General features: G+C 33.0%; 12 protein-coding genes. 6 read left to right on the top strand and 6 right to left on the bottom strand.

Annotation, left to right across the window (positions count from 1 at the left end; genetic code table 11):
• Nucleotides 1-3 precede the first annotated feature (3 nt).
• From NBRC110019_RS01680 to NBRC110019_RS01690, 3 genes are read right to left on the bottom strand one after another with little or no spacing between them, the layout of a single operon-like run.
• Nucleotides 4-1,176 carry a glycoside hydrolase family 130 protein gene (locus NBRC110019_RS01680; protein WP_281751685.1) on the bottom strand — a complete coding sequence of 391 codons (1,173 nt, stop codon included), beginning with the start codon at nt 1,174-1,176 and terminating at the stop codon, nt 4-6.
• 42 nt (nt 1,177-1,218) lie between these two features.
• A complete protein-coding gene (locus NBRC110019_RS01685; RefSeq protein WP_281751687.1) occupies nt 1,219-3,042 on the bottom strand; it encodes a sodium:solute symporter family protein in 1,824 nt (607 codons plus the stop codon).
• 6 nt (nt 3,043-3,048) lie between these two features.
• Nucleotides 3,049-4,053, bottom strand: a complete 1,005-nt coding sequence (locus NBRC110019_RS01690; protein ID WP_281751689.1) for a glycoside hydrolase family 26 protein — start codon at nt 4,051-4,053, stop codon at nt 3,049-3,051.
• Nucleotides 4,054-4,346: 293 nt separating this feature from the next.
• Here NBRC110019_RS01690 and NBRC110019_RS01695 point away from each other — a divergent pair, with 293 nt between their 5' ends.
• Both NBRC110019_RS01695 and NBRC110019_RS01700 read left to right on the top strand, forming a co-directional pair.
• Nucleotides 4,347-5,225 (top strand): AraC family transcriptional regulator, encoded by an 879-nt coding sequence (locus tag NBRC110019_RS01695; RefSeq protein WP_281751690.1) that lies wholly within the window; start codon nt 4,347-4,349, stop codon nt 5,223-5,225.
• Nucleotides 5,226-5,371: 146 nt separating this feature from the next.
• Nucleotides 5,372-6,217, top strand: coding sequence for a sialate O-acetylesterase (locus NBRC110019_RS01700; RefSeq protein WP_281751692.1), 846 nt, complete (start codon nt 5,372-5,374; stop codon nt 6,215-6,217).
• Nucleotides 6,218-6,298: 81 nt separating this feature from the next.
• Here the strand turns inward: NBRC110019_RS01700 and NBRC110019_RS01705 are convergent, their stop codons facing one another.
• Complete coding sequence (locus NBRC110019_RS01705) at nt 6,299-7,285, bottom strand: glycosyl hydrolase (RefSeq protein ID WP_281751694.1); 987 nt, start codon at nt 7,283-7,285, stop codon at nt 6,299-6,301.
• A 20-nt stretch (nt 7,286-7,305) separates the two neighbouring features.
• Entirely contained in the window at nt 7,306-9,768 is a 2,463-nt protein-coding gene (locus NBRC110019_RS01710; protein ID WP_281751696.1) for a glycoside hydrolase family 9 protein, read from the bottom strand.
• 169 nt (nt 9,769-9,937) lie between these two features.
• On the opposite strand from NBRC110019_RS01710, the gene NBRC110019_RS01715 reads away from it, so the two are divergent.
• The 4 genes from NBRC110019_RS01715 (at nt 9,938) to NBRC110019_RS01730 (ending at nt 14,671) form a co-directional block, all read left to right on the top strand.
• Nucleotides 9,938-11,278 (top strand): AGE family epimerase/isomerase, encoded by a 1,341-nt coding sequence (locus tag NBRC110019_RS01715; protein WP_281751698.1) that lies wholly within the window; start codon nt 9,938-9,940, stop codon nt 11,276-11,278.
• Between the two features lie 277 nt (nt 11,279-11,555).
• A complete protein-coding gene (locus tag NBRC110019_RS01720; RefSeq protein WP_281751701.1) occupies nt 11,556-12,812 on the top strand; it encodes a DUF5690 family protein in 1,257 nt (418 codons plus the stop codon).
• A 34-nt stretch (nt 12,813-12,846) separates the two neighbouring features.
• On the top strand, nt 12,847-13,992 hold the full coding sequence (locus tag NBRC110019_RS01725; RefSeq protein WP_281751703.1) for a TIGR03364 family FAD-dependent oxidoreductase: 1,146 nt from the start codon (nt 12,847-12,849) through the stop codon (nt 13,990-13,992).
• Between the two features lie 10 nt (nt 13,993-14,002).
• A complete protein-coding gene (locus NBRC110019_RS01730; protein ID WP_281751705.1) occupies nt 14,003-14,671 on the top strand; it encodes a phosphonatase-like hydrolase in 669 nt (222 codons plus the stop codon).
• Nucleotides 14,672-14,751: 80 nt separating this feature from the next.
• Here the strand turns inward: NBRC110019_RS01730 and NBRC110019_RS01735 are convergent, their stop codons facing one another.
• Nucleotides 14,752-15,318: a helix-turn-helix domain-containing protein gene (locus tag NBRC110019_RS01735; RefSeq protein WP_281751708.1), complete on the bottom strand. Its 567-nt coding sequence runs from the start codon at nt 15,316-15,318 to the stop codon at nt 14,752-14,754.
• Between the last annotated feature and the right edge of the window lie 52 nt (nt 15,319-15,370).

The following is a 15,370-nucleotide window of genomic DNA, read 5'->3' on the forward strand; positions in this document are numbered from 1 at the left end:
AATTTATTGTGCTAAGTACGATTTGTTTTTATCGATCAAGGAAATAATAGTTTGTACAGATCCTGCTGATATAAATGTATCTTGTGGTGAATTAGTAACGTAATCTACTAATTTATCTATAGTAGTTGTAGCTACATGGGTTCTAGTATCAGAAGAAGCATAGTAGATGTAAACAGTACCATCTTCATCTGCAATCCATCCGTTTACAAATAATACGTTAGATACATCACCAACTCTTTCTTCGTTCTCAGGAGCCATAAAGTATCCTGCAGGTAAGTGGGTTACTTTACTAATATCATTTAAATCGGTCATAAACATGTACAAAGTATATCGTAAACCAGCCGCAGTATTTCTAACACCATGAGCTAGTTGTAACCATCCTTTTTCTGTTTTAATAGGAGCAGGACCTAGACCATTTTTAAGTTCGTAAATGGTATGGTATACTTTGTTTTGTATAATTCTTTCGTCTTCAACTATTGGATTGGTCATGTCTTTTACAAAACCTAAACCAATACCACCTCCGCCACCAACTTCAATAAATCCGTCTTGTGGTCTTGTATATAATGCATATTTACCATCAACAAATTCAGGGTGTAAAACAACATTACGTTGTTGTCCTGCATTTGAAATTAAATCTGGTAACCTTTCAAAGTTTACTAAATCTTTAGTTCTTACAATACCAGCGTTAGCAACAGCAGCACTAGTATCACCAGCAGGAGCATTAGGATCTTTTCTTTCAGTACAAAAAACTCCGTAAATATACCCGTCTTCGTGTTTAATTAAACGCATGTCATATACATTGGTGTCTGGTTGACCTTCTATTTGAGGTATTACACATGGTTTCTCCCAAAATTTGAAATTGTCAACTCCATTTGGACTTTCTGCCATAGCAAAAAATGACTTTCTATCATTTCCTTCAACTCTTACACATACAACGTATTTGTCGTTCCATTTTATGGCTCCGGCATTAAATGCAGCATTAAAACCAATGCGTTCCATCATTAACGGATTTGTTTCATCATTGAAATCATATCTCCATTCAAGAGGGATGTGTTTTGCAGTTACAGCAGGATTTTTATATCTGGTATATACACCGTTATTCTCTTCAATTGCCACATTTTTCTCCGTAATGAAGTTATTATGTGCGGTAAATAGTTTTTCAAGTTTCTGATTCATAACCTTAATATGTTATATTTAATAGTTTGATTATTAATTATATTATTTAGTTTCTAGTTTGTTCCACCAGAATTTTTTAAGTAGTACAGAACAAACAATTAGTATAGGAACTAGTATGTAAAGTGGTGCTGATTGTCTAAAAATGATGTACATAGGAATAAGTACCAAAGCCGTTTGGGCTACAATACCAATAAATACATTAAACATATCTAAACCGAAATCATCGTTTCCTTTAAATTCAGAATTTTCATTTTTAACCAATTTGTCTATTGGCTTCCAGAAGCCCCAAGGTTTGATTGTTGTATAGAATGATTTTAAAACGTCTGTATCGGTAGGAGGAGCAGAATAGGTTCCAACAATACATCCGATACCAGAGATTACTAATATAATTGGGAATAAGTATAGGTCTAAAACATCTGGGAAGATTTCAGGAACTACCATGGCACAAACGATACCAGTAACCATACCCCAAAAGAATCCTTCACCGTTAAATCTCCACCAGTGCCATTTTAAAATATTAGCAACAACATAACTACCGTATAATGAAGATACTAACCATTGAAGGATAGAGTTTACATTCTCTACATATAACCCCAATATGATGCTAATTATAACAACAGAAATTCCTGATATATAATTCATTAAATTCACTTCTTTGTGTGGAGCATCTTTTTTGTAACGTAAATAAATATCGTTCACCAAGTATGCCTGAGCAGCGTTTAATGTACCTGCAAATGTTGACATAAAAGCAGCTAATAGCCCTGCTAATAATAAGCCAAGTAGTCCAACAGGAACAAATTGTTTAATTGCAGCGGGAAGTATTAATTCAAAGTCTACTTCACCAGCTTGTGTTAATAAGTCAAGTTTTTCATAGTAAATTAATGCTAAAGCAGCGAACCCAGCAATCATTAAGTAACGAATAGGCATTAAAATAACGGATACAAAACCGCTCATTTTAGAAGCTTCTGCCGGTGATTTTGTCGATAATATTTTTTGCATATCATACGTAGGAGCAGGACCTGCAATACTTACTAAAATACCCTTAAGTACCATCATCATAAAGAATACCGTAAATAGGCTAAATCCGTCTTCTCTAATTTTTTGATTTACTTCTGGAATGATTGTAGACCAATCCAAATCTAATTTCCATTCGAATAAAGGACTCATCCAACCATCAGGAACATTTAAATTATTTGCTCCAACCGCTTGAAAACCTAAATATCCAATAACTAATGCAGAAATTGTCATAATGGTAAACTGAATAACATCAGCCCATACAATACCAGACATACCCCCTAATAAAGAGTAGAATACTGCAAATAGAGTAAATATAATACCGTAGAAATGAGGTACATGCTCAGGACTCACAGTAAATGGAATGTAAGGACTCACAGATTCCCATGGAATGAAAATTTCAACAAATTTTCCAAGTCCAATAAATCCATAAGCTAAATATGCTAAACATACTACTAACGCAAAGATTACAACGATGATGTGAGATAGTTTAGCTCCTTTACCAAAACCAAAGCGAGTACCAATCCATTCTGCACCTGTTGTAACATTTGAGCGTCTTAACCATTTAGACAGATAAACCATTAAGAATATTTGGTTGAAAACTGGCCATAACCAAGGAATCCAGGCACTTTTAATACCGTATACAAACATTAAGGTTACCAACCAAATTGTACCAGAGATATCGAACATCCCCGAGGCATTTGAAAGTCCCAATAGGTACCACGGTATAGATTTACCCCCTAGTAAATAGTCATCTTTACTTTGTTGTGCTTTTTTTCTTAGAATCAGTCCTATAGCTAGGGTAGAAACCAAGTATAAAAGAATTATTAATATGTCATATATTTTAAGCATTGTTGTTTATTTTTTTGTTTTAATTTGTTGAATGTCTTTTAAGAATAAGGTTTCCGGAAACTTCGAAAACTTTATTAAGTCGTTTTCTAGTTTTTGTTTTTTATAAGGCATATAAAAATGATTAACGGTATAATTTCTCCAGAATAACACCCAAGCAATTCCTGAGTATTTTATATTGGGATATAGTACTTCTGTAAACCAACCTTCTGTGTTTACTTTTTCTAAACCTGTTTCGGTAAAGGCATACAGTTTGTTTTTCTGTTCAGCAATTTCTTTTACAATTTTAAGATCGTGTTTCAAAGCCTCAACGTAATCTTCAGTATTGTAAAAATCATAAATATCAATACCAAGGATATCTACATATGCATCTGCAGGGTAATATTTTAAATAATCGTCATCAGGTGCTAATTTGTTAGGAGAGTACACATATAAAAGGTTATGCACACCATATTCATCTCTTAGCATTTCTACAGTTTCTCTCCATAGCTTTATATAGTCAATTGCCGTAGTGTTATTACCTCCCCACCAAAACCATGAACCATTCATTTCATGAAAAGGTCTAAAAATGATTGGTATAGGTTTATCGTTGTAGTTAACAGATTTAAAAAAATCTGCAACTCGCTTTACCCATAATTTGTAAGTTTCATGATATTCACCTCCTTCTAATATCTGAGGTATAGCAGGTGTGGTGTCCCATGAATTTCCTCCGGTAACAGGATTTCCTAAGTGCCAACTTACAGTTACAAAACCTCCTTCTTTGTAGGCTTCTACCATTAGTTTTCTCATATCACTAAATGGTACGCTATCTAGATTTTGATCATGACCATATTCAATTCCACCTATATCAAATCCGAATCCGGCTGGATAATCATTTACTACATCGTGCACATCACTTTTTAACAACGTTTGCGATGGATCTTCCTTAAACTTCCAACCGATTCCATAAGATGTAGCATCTTGTTGACTAATAGCAAAACCCTTTTCTGAAATAAGAAAAAGATCTTTATGCAAATATTTTACAGGGGTTGATACCTTTTTGTCAACAAGTTGGGGTTTTTTATAGTTCGCAGTGTAAATTGATTTACAAGATGTAAGAAATGTGACTAAGATAAAAACACCTAAAATTGTTTTTTGCGATATTATTTTTATTAATTTATTAAGTTTATATTTTTGCATTATAAATATTGTTGAAATACTAATTTGTTGTCTCTATTATTTACAAAAACAAAAATACCTATCACATGAAAAATTTGATTGTATTATTTTGTCAAACATTTAAAATAAAATAACAACTTTAAATACTAATGGATATACTAAAAAAAGTACATAGAGAAATTACTCCACTTTCGGTTGAAGATAGCTTTTTAGTTTTTGATAGAAAAAAAAAGGAGTTCGATTTTCCTATCCATTTTCATCCTGAATACGAGCTTAATTTCGTTAAAAATGGGAAAGGTGTTAGAAGGGTAGTAGGAGATTCTCTAGAAGAAATTGATGATGTAGAACTTGTACTTATTGGTCCTAATTTACATCACGGTTGGATAACTCATGAGTGTAAAGAAAAAGAGATTCATGAGATTACAATTCAGTTTCATAATAATTTATTCAACGAAGAATTATTGAATCGTAGAATTATGAAGCCCATTAAAGAAATGTTTGATCGTTCTATTCATGGGATTTTGTTTTCAAAAAAAATATCTAACGAGTTGTATCCCAGAATATCTCAAGTATCTAGACTTGATGGTATGGATTATTTTATAGAAATGGTTTCTGTATTACAAGATTTGGCTAATTCTAGAAATCAACGTTTGTTATCTACCTATACTGTTAATAGAAATGAATTTGATAACAGCGATAATATAAAAAAGGTGTATGATTATATCCAAAAAAACTTTCACAAGAAAATTACTTTAGCAGAGGTATCTGAAATTGTAAATATGAGTAGTGTCTCGTTTAACAGATTTATTAAAAAGAGAACTGGAAAAACGTTTATAAACTACCTAAATGATGTACGTATAAGCAATGCAGCTATGTGGTTGTTAGAAAAAGATCAGAGTATCTCAGAAATTGCTTATAAATGCGGTTTTAATAATATTGCTAATTTCAATAGAGTATTTAAGAAGTTTAAGAACTGTACACCAACGGAATATAAAGCCGTTTTTGAAGGTATTAAGAGAGTACTTTAAAGGTTTTGTAAGGTGCTTATGAGGTATAAATTACCTCATAAAAGTTGATAAATTTGGTTAATGAAATGAGCATTTTATTCAATTGAAATGGTTTATAGATTACTAAATTTATATCCAGAAATATTAATAAAACTAGTAATTAAACAATGAAAATTTTTAGAACTACAAAGTTTATCCTTTTAATAGGATTTATCTTAGTAACAATTAAGCTACATGCACAAGATTCAAATTTTTACATATTCCTTTGTTTTGGTCAGTCTAATATGGAAGGGCAGGGAGCAATAGAACCTGTAGATACCATTGCTAATAGTAGATTTAAATTATTAGAAGCAATGGATTGTCCTAATCTGAACAGAGAGATGGGTAAATGGTATAATGCTACACCGCCAACATGCCAATGTGATACCAAGCTTTCTCCAGCAGATTATTTTGGAAAAACCATGATAGAAAATTTACCTGATAGTATTTCTGTGGGTATTATTAATGTGGCTATTGGAGGATGCGATATTCGTTTGTTTGATAAGGATGTTTATAAACACTATGCTTTAACTTATAAAGAGGATTGGTTTAAAAGTAAGGTTGCCGGTTATGGATGGAATCCTTATAAACGTCTTATAGATATGGCTAAATTAGCTCAAAAGAAAGGTGTTGTTAAAGGGATTTTATTGCATCAGGGAGAAACGAATACAGGACAAATACAATGGCCTTTTTATGTGCAGAAAATATACAACGATATGCTAGAAGATTTGTCTTTAGAAGCAGATTCTGTACCAATATTAGCTGGAGAAATGTTGCAAACTGAGGTAAATTGTTGCGATGCAATGATTCCTATTGTAAATATCCTACCGGAAGTGATTCCGAATGCTTATATTATATCTTCTAAAGGTTGTACAGCACAGGATAATGCGCATTTCGATTCTGAAGGATATAGGTTATTAGGTAGTAGGTATGCGTACAAGATGCTTGAGATATTAGGTTATCAGGTACCATAGTTACTAATCCTTTTACAAAATATATAAAAAAACACCTGTTTAAGCAGGTGTTTTTTTATACATAATTATGGGTGTAAATGTCTATTTTTTTAAGCTTATATTGTCTTTTGTCAACGTATTTGGTCTATTATAAACTTCTAAAATACCTTCTTTGTTATTTGCGGTTTCAATCCAGTTGGCCCAAACCATAAACCATGACCATTTAGGTTGTTTTTCAAGAATATTAGCTTTAGGTAATTGACCTACTTCTCCTAAGGCAATAGGTTTACCATCTGCTAATTTTAACAAGCTCTCATAATCCTTTTGTTCGTAATCAAAGTGATAAACGTCTGTTGCTAAAATATCTACATACTTTTTACCTGGGTAATAATCGTTGTATGCAAATGCCTCATCATAAGGGATATCTCTTGGGCTATTAGCATTCCAAACCCAAATGAGATTATTTAATTTATGAACATCAGTAAGTCTATGGTATAGCATTTTCCATAATTTAACATATCCATCTTTTCCTGATTTATTACCCCACCAAAACCAAACACCATTCATTTCATGATACGGTCTCCATAATACAGCAATTTTCTTATTCTGTAATTTTTTGAGAGATTTTGCAATAGTGTCTACTTGAACTTCCCAACGTTTGTTGAGTACTGTTCCTGGGGTTGTAAGAGCCTTCCAGTCTTTATCATTAATGGTGTTTTGAACACTGGACTTCCAGCCAAAAGGAGCGTTGTCCATAGGGCGTCCAACATGCCACATAATGGTTATAATAGCACCCTCATTATGCTTTTTAATAGCTTCTTCAACCACTTTATCTCCCGGATTCTCATTACCACTCCAATACAAATCGGCTCCCCAAATAGCAGGCTTTTTACCTGTTATGTTGGTAACCACATCATAATATTGGGCAGGATCATGATTATAGCTATGTTGCCCAGATAAAATATGCCCGTTTAAATTAGAAATATAGTGTAATAATGCCTTGGCTTCATCACTCGCATCGGGGTTCACAGGAGACTGAGCATGTATACTGATGCTTACAAATAGCAATATAAAGGTGAATATTCTCATGGTGTATTCCTGTCAGTTTTTTAGTTTAATAAATGACCTGCAGCTATTGCTAAAAATAAGTAGTCTGTAGTACCACCTCCTAAAACATATTCAGTTTGTTGCCATAAATACGGCCATTCAAGAAGTTCAGGTAGGTTAGGGCGTATAAGGGCTGTTCCCGATCCTATACCACCAGGAATGTAAGAACGTTCTCCACGGTTTATGCCGTACGCTTGCGTTAATGAATGAGCACCAACACCAGATACAAAGGAAGCAGTATTAACCCCTGGGTGCGTACCTAATACAAAGTTTAAAGCGTTTAGCATATATGATTTAGGGAAATACTCAGGGAAGGCAGTATGGTAAAAATATTGCTTCATTCCAAAATTTTGAATATCCCAACCTGCACCCCAAATATTTGGTTCGTATGGTACGCCATAAGGGGTTTGTTCTGCCTGAGCTTTAACTTGGTCAGCGTATGCTTTAGCAGGTTCTAACAAGAATTTTTTAAATTTTCTATTTTCTACGTCATTATAAATAGTAGCAACAATCCATCCTATATTTGTAAAATTTTGTGTGATGTATTTTTTATGATCCAATAAGTAGTCTAAATATTTTTCATCTTTTGTAGTATGGTACAGTTCTGTAGCCAGTTCTATACGAGCCGTGTTAGGGTCAAATGAATAACGATCCCATTCTTTTGTAGCAATTGTTAAACATTTTTCTGCTAAGGAATCATTATATCCTTTTAAAACCCTGGATGCAGTGGCTAAGGCAGCAGCAGCTTCCATTGCACGTTCTGGATTATCTTCTGTAAATACCCAGCGATCATCAGGAGCACCATCTTCTCCCATAGAGATATTTTTACCTGTTGCAGCATCATAGGTTTCATTATCACTATGATTTGCAGGATCTCCTAATAATACATATTGTCTTTGAGTTGGTACAATAATACCACGATAGAACCTATCTAAAGATTCATATCCCCCAACAATAGATAATAGTCCATGTTCAATCTGTTGTAAAATATCTGCTTTTCCATCAGGAGTAAGCATTTCTACTGTTTTAGAGTTTTGATCGATAGCAGTGTTATCATAGTTAACCTGAAATAATTCGTAAATTCTGGCAAGCCCTTGAACGGTTTCTGCCTGTGATTCTATACGAAGGTCAAAATCTCCAGCATCATGCCAACCACCGGCATCTAATCCCGGTACATGTTCTCCTGGTTTAAAAGAGGTAAGTGTAGAATCTCCTTGTATATATCCATCAAAATGATTGTAATTGATAGGAGCCATAAGCGCATCATCAAGGTGTGCTCTACCATGCCATACTTTGTATCGGTTATTAACTCTCATATGACACATTTGTACAGGCAAGAAATATTCTAAGGTAGGTTGCCATACATTTCTGTCGTAGATGCTTTCACTTATTTGAAAAGGAGATGTTTTATAATTTTTGTAGGTAATAAAGTAAACTCCTGGCTCTGTGATATGTGAAAAATCATATTGATAATACTCATATCTTAAAAAACTACCCCATGTTTTTGGAGTTTTAGTTTCTACTGTTTTAGTGCTTCCGTCAGGCATTATTTTATGCAAAGTAACCTTAGCTTCAGTATCTTTAGGATCCGTTTCAATCACAGCCACTTTATCTTGTTTTGTGTGATAACCTACTTGGGATATTTGAACTACCGGATTGTAGATGTAATCTTCAATCATATTAGGTGTTACTACCCATTCAATAGCATTTTTAGTAGCATTTGCCGGAATTAAGGAACGAACAATAAACCATCCATTATTGTGTTGTGCTCTACCATCTAACAATTCAAGTTGATCGTTGCCTAAATTTTCAATGGTAATACTTTGTGCAGGCATTTCAGGTGCAATGCTTAATTTTTTACCACTAGCTATAGGTTCCATTCTGTATTCACCATCCTCATTATAATATCCTGGTCCATTGGCTTGTCTGTTGAATATGCCAAACTCATTATCCATATAATAACTCTTACCGAATAATATACCAGGGAAAAATTCTAAATTAAAACCAACTTTACCAACCCATTCGCTAGGTAACGGTTTGTCTAAATCTACAATGATTTTAAAAGATTCGCCTTCTGGTTTTATCTTTAAAGTATACGCCAAAAATAAATCAGGATATTCTACCGGATTAAAACCGGTGCGGTTTTTTGAAGAATCAGGAAACTGCATTCTTAAATTAATAGTTTGGTTGGTTGCATCTACACTACGCTCTCCAACTTTAGGTACTGGTTGCCATTGCCCCGGAGTAGGTTCTAACCGTAAATCTCCGTTGGTTGCAACACGAATTCCATTTTGGATAATCCCCACACCACCTTGGTGACCTTCTGGATAGAAGTCATGGGCAAGCATTACATTTACACCCTCATTTTCAAGGTATTCCTGTTTATTTATTTTAAAATTTTTATTCTCATTTTGTGCACTACATATGGCACCTAGCAAAAAAACTATATAAAGTAGGTTTTTCATGATACTATTTATTCATTTATGATATAAAACTAGGGTATGACGTAAATATACGTTAATACTATTTGATCAATATAACAAAGTATTATTCATATATAATTAAAATTAAGGGGTTATATTTTATATTTATTCAATAAATACAAGCTGTTTTTGAGTAAACAATATTAATATTATGAAGATCAATACATTACTAATTGCTGTGCTTATCACCGTGAGTGTTCAGGCACAAAAAGTTTCTAAAAAGCTGATAGATCAGTTTGATAACGATGCAAAAGAAGGGCTTATTGACAAATGGTATCCTTTGGCATTGGATAAAGAAGACGGAGGCTATTATACAGATATCACTTATGATTTTAAGTTAGGAGATACGAAAGAAAAAATGATTGTGACGCAAGCAAGACAAGTTTGGGTTACTTCTAAAGCTTACAAAGAATATGGAGATGAAAAATACTTAGCCTGTGCGGCTCATGGATATGAATTTTTGAAAGATGTAATGTGGGATAAGAAACATGGTGGTTTTCATACTTGGGTAAACAAACAAGGAAAACCTATAAAAAAAAGTTATGAAGCTAAAACTGCCTATGGAAATGCATTTGCTATTTATGCTTTAGCAGCTTATTATGAGGTATCTCACGATGAAGAGGTGTTAGAATTGGCAAAAAAAACTTTTATGTGGCTTGAAGAACACAGTCATGACAAAACCTATAAAGGATATTTTCAGCATATGCAAATTGACGGTACCCCAATTGTAAGAACTGAGGATATTCCATCTACATCAGATGCAGGTTATAAAGACCAGAATAGCTCTATACATTTAATGGAAGCTTTTACAGAGCTTTATAATGTATGGAAAGATGATTTGGTAAAAGAAAGATTAAATGAATTACTACTTATAATAAGAGATACGATTATAAATGACCATTATTCAATGGATCTATTTTTTACTCCTGATTGGAAACCAGTGAGTTTTAGAAACGAGAGTAAAGAAGTGATAAACAAGCATTTTTATTTAGATCATGTTTCTTTTGGGCACGATGTAGAAACAGCCTACTTAATGTTAGAGGCTTCTGAAGCTATTGGTAGAGAAGATACAGAAAAGACGTTGGAAATTGGAAAAAGAATGGTGGATCACTCATTAAAAACCGGATTAGATACTGATAAAGGAGGTTTTTATGAAGGGGGATACTATTTTAAAGGAGATAAAGAGCTAACCATTACCAATTTTGAAAAGAACTGGTGGGCACAGGCAGAAGGATTAAATACCTTATTAATATTGACAAGAATGTATCCGGATGATTCGATGAATTATTATAGTAAATTTGAAAATTTATGGAAATATACTCAAAAATATATGATGGATGCCAAATATGGAGGCTGGTATTCTTGGGGGGCAGATGTGCGTCCGGAAGTTAAAAAGGAGCTAAAAGGACACGTATGGAAAACCACATATCATAATTTTAGAGCATTAATAAACTGTAAACATCAGTTAGAGATGTTGTTAAAAAATGAATAGTTGACGTAGTTATTGTTAACTATAATTTTAGAGTATTAAAAAGTCATATGTTTAATTACATATGACTTTTTAATTTTTCGGTGAAAAGTATTGTTTCATAGTGTTTTACGTTATATATTTAAAAACCATATCTTATAGTTTACCCAATAATAATTTCCGATGTTATGAGGGGCTTTAATGTGTGATTTTTTACGATTTAATATTAAAATAACGTACTATTTTTTACAAATAGTAAAATATTTCACTTTATTTGCTGCTTAATTTTACTATTTGTAAAATGAATAAGAAACGTCAGATCACTTTTTTACTTCATGCAGTTATAGCTTCTTTTGGAGCTTATTTTTGTATGTACGCTTTTAGAAAGCCATTTAGTGTAGCAACTTTTGCTGATTATAGTTTTTGGAGTATTGATTACAAAATACTTTTAATTATAGCACAGGTAATTGGTTATGTTACCTCGAAATTTATAGGTATTAAGTTTATTGCGGAATTAAATAAGGAGAAACGAGCTTTCTATTTGGTAGGTTTAATAGCCCTTGCAGAAATAGCCCTTCTATTTTTTGGACTTATAAAACCTCCGTACAATATTGTTTTTATGTTTCTTAATGGATTACCATTAGGACTCGTTTGGGGTATTGTATTTTCTTATTTAGAAGGGCGTAAGGTTACTGAATTTCTTGGTTTAATGCTGTGTACTAGTTTTATTGTTTCTAGTGGAGTTGTAAAATCGGCAGGAATGGCTGTAATGAAGTATTTAGATGTCTCTGAGTTTTGGATGCCGTTTGTAACCGGATTATTTTTTCTTCCTCCGTTAGTACTTTTTGCATATTTACTTCAAAAATTACCGGAACCTACCGAAGAAGATTTAAGGCTTAGGCATAAAAGAGAACCTATAACCAAAGCAGATCGTAAAAAGGTGTTTAAATTATTTGCTTTACCCTTAGTGGTGTTAGTATTTTTCTATACGCTGTTAACGGCTTTTAGAGATTTTAGAGATAATTTCTCTAGAGAAATTTGGGATGCAGTTGGGTATAAAGGAGATGTTTCGGTATATGCTACTACCGAAATTGTAATTGCCTTGATAGTGTTGGGAAGTTTAAGTTTATTAGGATTTATAAAGGAAAATAGAAAGGCATTTATGTGGTATCATGTTCTACTTTTTGTAGGGGTGGTTGCTACAGGAGGTTCCACTATATTATATATGATGAATGCTATTGCCCCATGGACATGGATGACCTTACTTGGACTAGGGTTGTATTTATGTTATGTGCCTTTTAACGGAATATTTTTTGATCGAATGATAGCTACGTTTTCTGTAAAAGGAAATTCGGGGTATTTAATTTATATAGCAGATAGTTTTGGGTATTTAGGAAGTGTATTGGTGTTATTTTATAAAAACTTCTTTCAGAGTGAAATATCATGGTTTAAGTTCGTGGTGAATTCAAGTTATGTGTTGTCGTTGGTGGGATTAGTGGTTATTATAATATCCTATATCTATTTTAATAGAAAAACGAGCAGAGAACTATCTGAATAAACTGATTTTAGAAACTAACTTAATCAACAAAAAAATGTTTGATGTTATATGTGTTGGAGCCGGAGCGTTAGGAACGTTTCATGCTTACCACGCAGCAAAAAAAAGATATAATGTTGCTATTTTAGAAAAAAATAGTAGACCAGATGGGGCAACCGTTCGCAATTTTGGTCAGGTGGTGCCATCGGGTATGAATATTAAATGGCAACAATACGGCAGAGAGAGTTTGGCTATTTATGCAGAAATTCAAAAATTGTTTAATATCTCTATTCGTAATAATGGAACCGTATATATTGCTTCTAATGAAGACGAAATGCAATTACTAGAGGAGCTATCAGAAATAAACAAAGCAAATGACTATACTTCTGTTAAACTTTCTAAAAATGAATGTTTAGAGAAATATTCGGGTTTAAAACAGGAGTATGCAGTTGGAGGCTTGTTTTTTCCTCAGGAAGTTACGGTAGAACCTAGGGTAATGATAAACAGGTTACATCAATATTTAACTGCGGAGTATAATGTAGATATTCATTTTAATACTACTGTTATAAATTGCGAACAGTTGTCAGATGGTGTAGAAGTGCTTGTTGCTGGTGGTAAAAAGATAAAAGCTAAAAAGGTTTTTATCTGTAATGGTGATGAGTTTCAGTTGTTGTACCCAGAGCAGTTTGCAGTAAGTGATATAGAAATAACTAAATTACAAATGATGCAAACCAAACCGCAACAAGGGTATGTGTTACCAGGATCAATATTAACCGGATTAACAATCAAACGATATGAGTCGTTTACAGAATGTCCTTCCTATAAAGAGATAAAAGCAAAAGAGTCAGCTGATGCACTTTACAAAAAATGGGGTGTTCATATATTATTCAAACAAGCTACTGATGGATCTGTAATTTTAGGAGATTCTCATATGTATAGTGGAATAAAAGATAAGGCTAAACTTGGTTTTGATAATAGTGAAGAGATTAATGAATATATGATTGAAGAGGCTAAGAAAATTATCGATTTGCCAAACTACGATATAGCCTACAGATGGTACGGAATGTATTCTCAATGTAAAACTCAAGATATTTTTAATAAAGATGTTTCTAAAGATATTAGGGTAATTACAGCTATAGGAGGTAAGGGGATGACAGGCAGTGCAGGGTATTCAAAAGAACAAATAGAGGAAGTATTAAATTAAAATATATAGAATGCAAGGAGTTCAAATGGTAGTTTTTGATATGGCAGGGACTACAGTTAATGAAGATAATATTGTTTATAAAACGTTGGCTAACAGTATTACTAAATATGGGTATACGGTAGCATTAGAGACAGTGTTGATACACGGAGCAGGAAAAGAAAAATTACAAGCTATTAAAGATATTTTGGTGTTTTTAGGGGAAGAAACCACGAAAGCATCAGAAATTTTTAAGGATTTTAAAGAAACCTTAGAAACATCTTATAAGACTATGGATGTATTTGCGTTTGATAGTGCTAAAGAGATTTTTGAGAAACTAAGAGGAAAAAATATAAAAGTGGTACTTAATACAGGGTACGATGTGAAAACGGCTACCTTGTTATTAGACCGTTTAAACTGGGCGATTGGAAATGATATAGATTTATTAGTAACCGCTAGTGATGTAGAAAGAAGCAGACCTCACGGGGATATGATTTTTTTAGCGATGGAAAAATTAGCTATTGAAAATGCTGAAGCTGTTATTAAAATAGGGGATTCTGCTATTGACATAGAAGAAGGAAAAAATGCTAATTGTGGGGCAACAGTTGGAATTACTACAGGTGCACAAACTAAAGAACAATTGGCCATAGCAAACCCTAATTATATTATAAATGATTTAAAAGAATTACTTGAAATTATTTAAAATTATTTACTTTCAATGTTGTTTTTTGTTAATTAAGCTAAAGGTTTTGCAACCGCAAAACCTTTTTTTTGTATAGGTGTTTATATAAAGAAATACATCACTAACATTTTAGAAGGGGTATCACCTCTGTTTACAGGAACATGAGGTATACGTCCATCAAAAAATATGGCATCACCTTCTTGTAATTCTACTTCAGAATCTCCTATAATATAGGAACAAGTACCAGATAGTATATACTTATATTCAAAAGCATCGGTTACAACGGTGTCTCTTTTAGAGCCGGGTGCTACTTCTAATAACACAGATTCAAATCCCATTGAGGAAAGTTGTTTACCAAAAATATATTTGTAACTAAAGCCAACAGCATCATCTTCTTTTTCAATAACATTATTATCACCAGCTCTAGATACTATAAAAGTATCACCATTGGTTTCGGGCATGCCACTAAAAAAATCGGTAACTTCAACTTCAAGTGCTTTAATAATATTTAATAAAACGGGTAAAGAAGGTATGGTTCTACCATTTTCTATTCTTGAAATCAATCCGTTACTCACCTCTGCAAGCGTTGCAATATCACTAATATTCTTGCTTTTTTCTTTACGGATTTCCTTTATTCTTTTTCCTATTCCAATCAGGTAATTATTCATAATATTCTACTAAAAGTAACTTTCAAATGTGTCATGTTATAAAATTATAATT

The organism is Neptunitalea chrysea (genome assembly GCF_027924145.1).
GTDB lineage: Bacteria > Bacteroidota > Bacteroidia > Flavobacteriales > Flavobacteriaceae > Neptunitalea > Neptunitalea chrysea.

Coding starts and splice junctions, on each gene's coding strand:
- NBRC110019_RS01680 (WP_281751685.1), bottom strand. CDS start 1,176: ATGAATCAGAAACTTGAAAAACTATTTACCGCACATAATAACTTCATT.
- NBRC110019_RS01685 (WP_281751687.1), bottom strand. CDS start 3,042: ATGCTTAAAATATATGACATATTAATAATTCTTTTATACTTGGTTTCT.
- NBRC110019_RS01695 (WP_281751690.1), top strand. CDS start 4,347: ATGGATATACTAAAAAAAGTACATAGAGAAATTACTCCACTTTCGGTT.
- NBRC110019_RS01700 (WP_281751692.1), top strand. CDS start 5,372: ATGAAAATTTTTAGAACTACAAAGTTTATCCTTTTAATAGGATTTATC.
- NBRC110019_RS01705 (WP_281751694.1), bottom strand. CDS start 7,285: ATGAGAATATTCACCTTTATATTGCTATTTGTAAGCATCAGTATACAT.
- NBRC110019_RS01710 (WP_281751696.1), bottom strand. CDS start 9,768: ATGAAAAACCTACTTTATATAGTTTTTTTGCTAGGTGCCATATGTAGT.
- NBRC110019_RS01715 (WP_281751698.1), top strand. CDS start 9,938: ATGAAGATCAATACATTACTAATTGCTGTGCTTATCACCGTGAGTGTT.
- NBRC110019_RS01720 (WP_281751701.1), top strand. CDS start 11,556: ATGAATAAGAAACGTCAGATCACTTTTTTACTTCATGCAGTTATAGCT.
- NBRC110019_RS01725 (WP_281751703.1), top strand. CDS start 12,847: ATGTTTGATGTTATATGTGTTGGAGCCGGAGCGTTAGGAACGTTTCAT.
- NBRC110019_RS01730 (WP_281751705.1), top strand. CDS start 14,003: ATGCAAGGAGTTCAAATGGTAGTTTTTGATATGGCAGGGACTACAGTT.
- NBRC110019_RS01735 (WP_281751708.1), bottom strand. CDS start 15,318: ATGAATAATTACCTGATTGGAATAGGAAAAAGAATAAAGGAAATCCGT.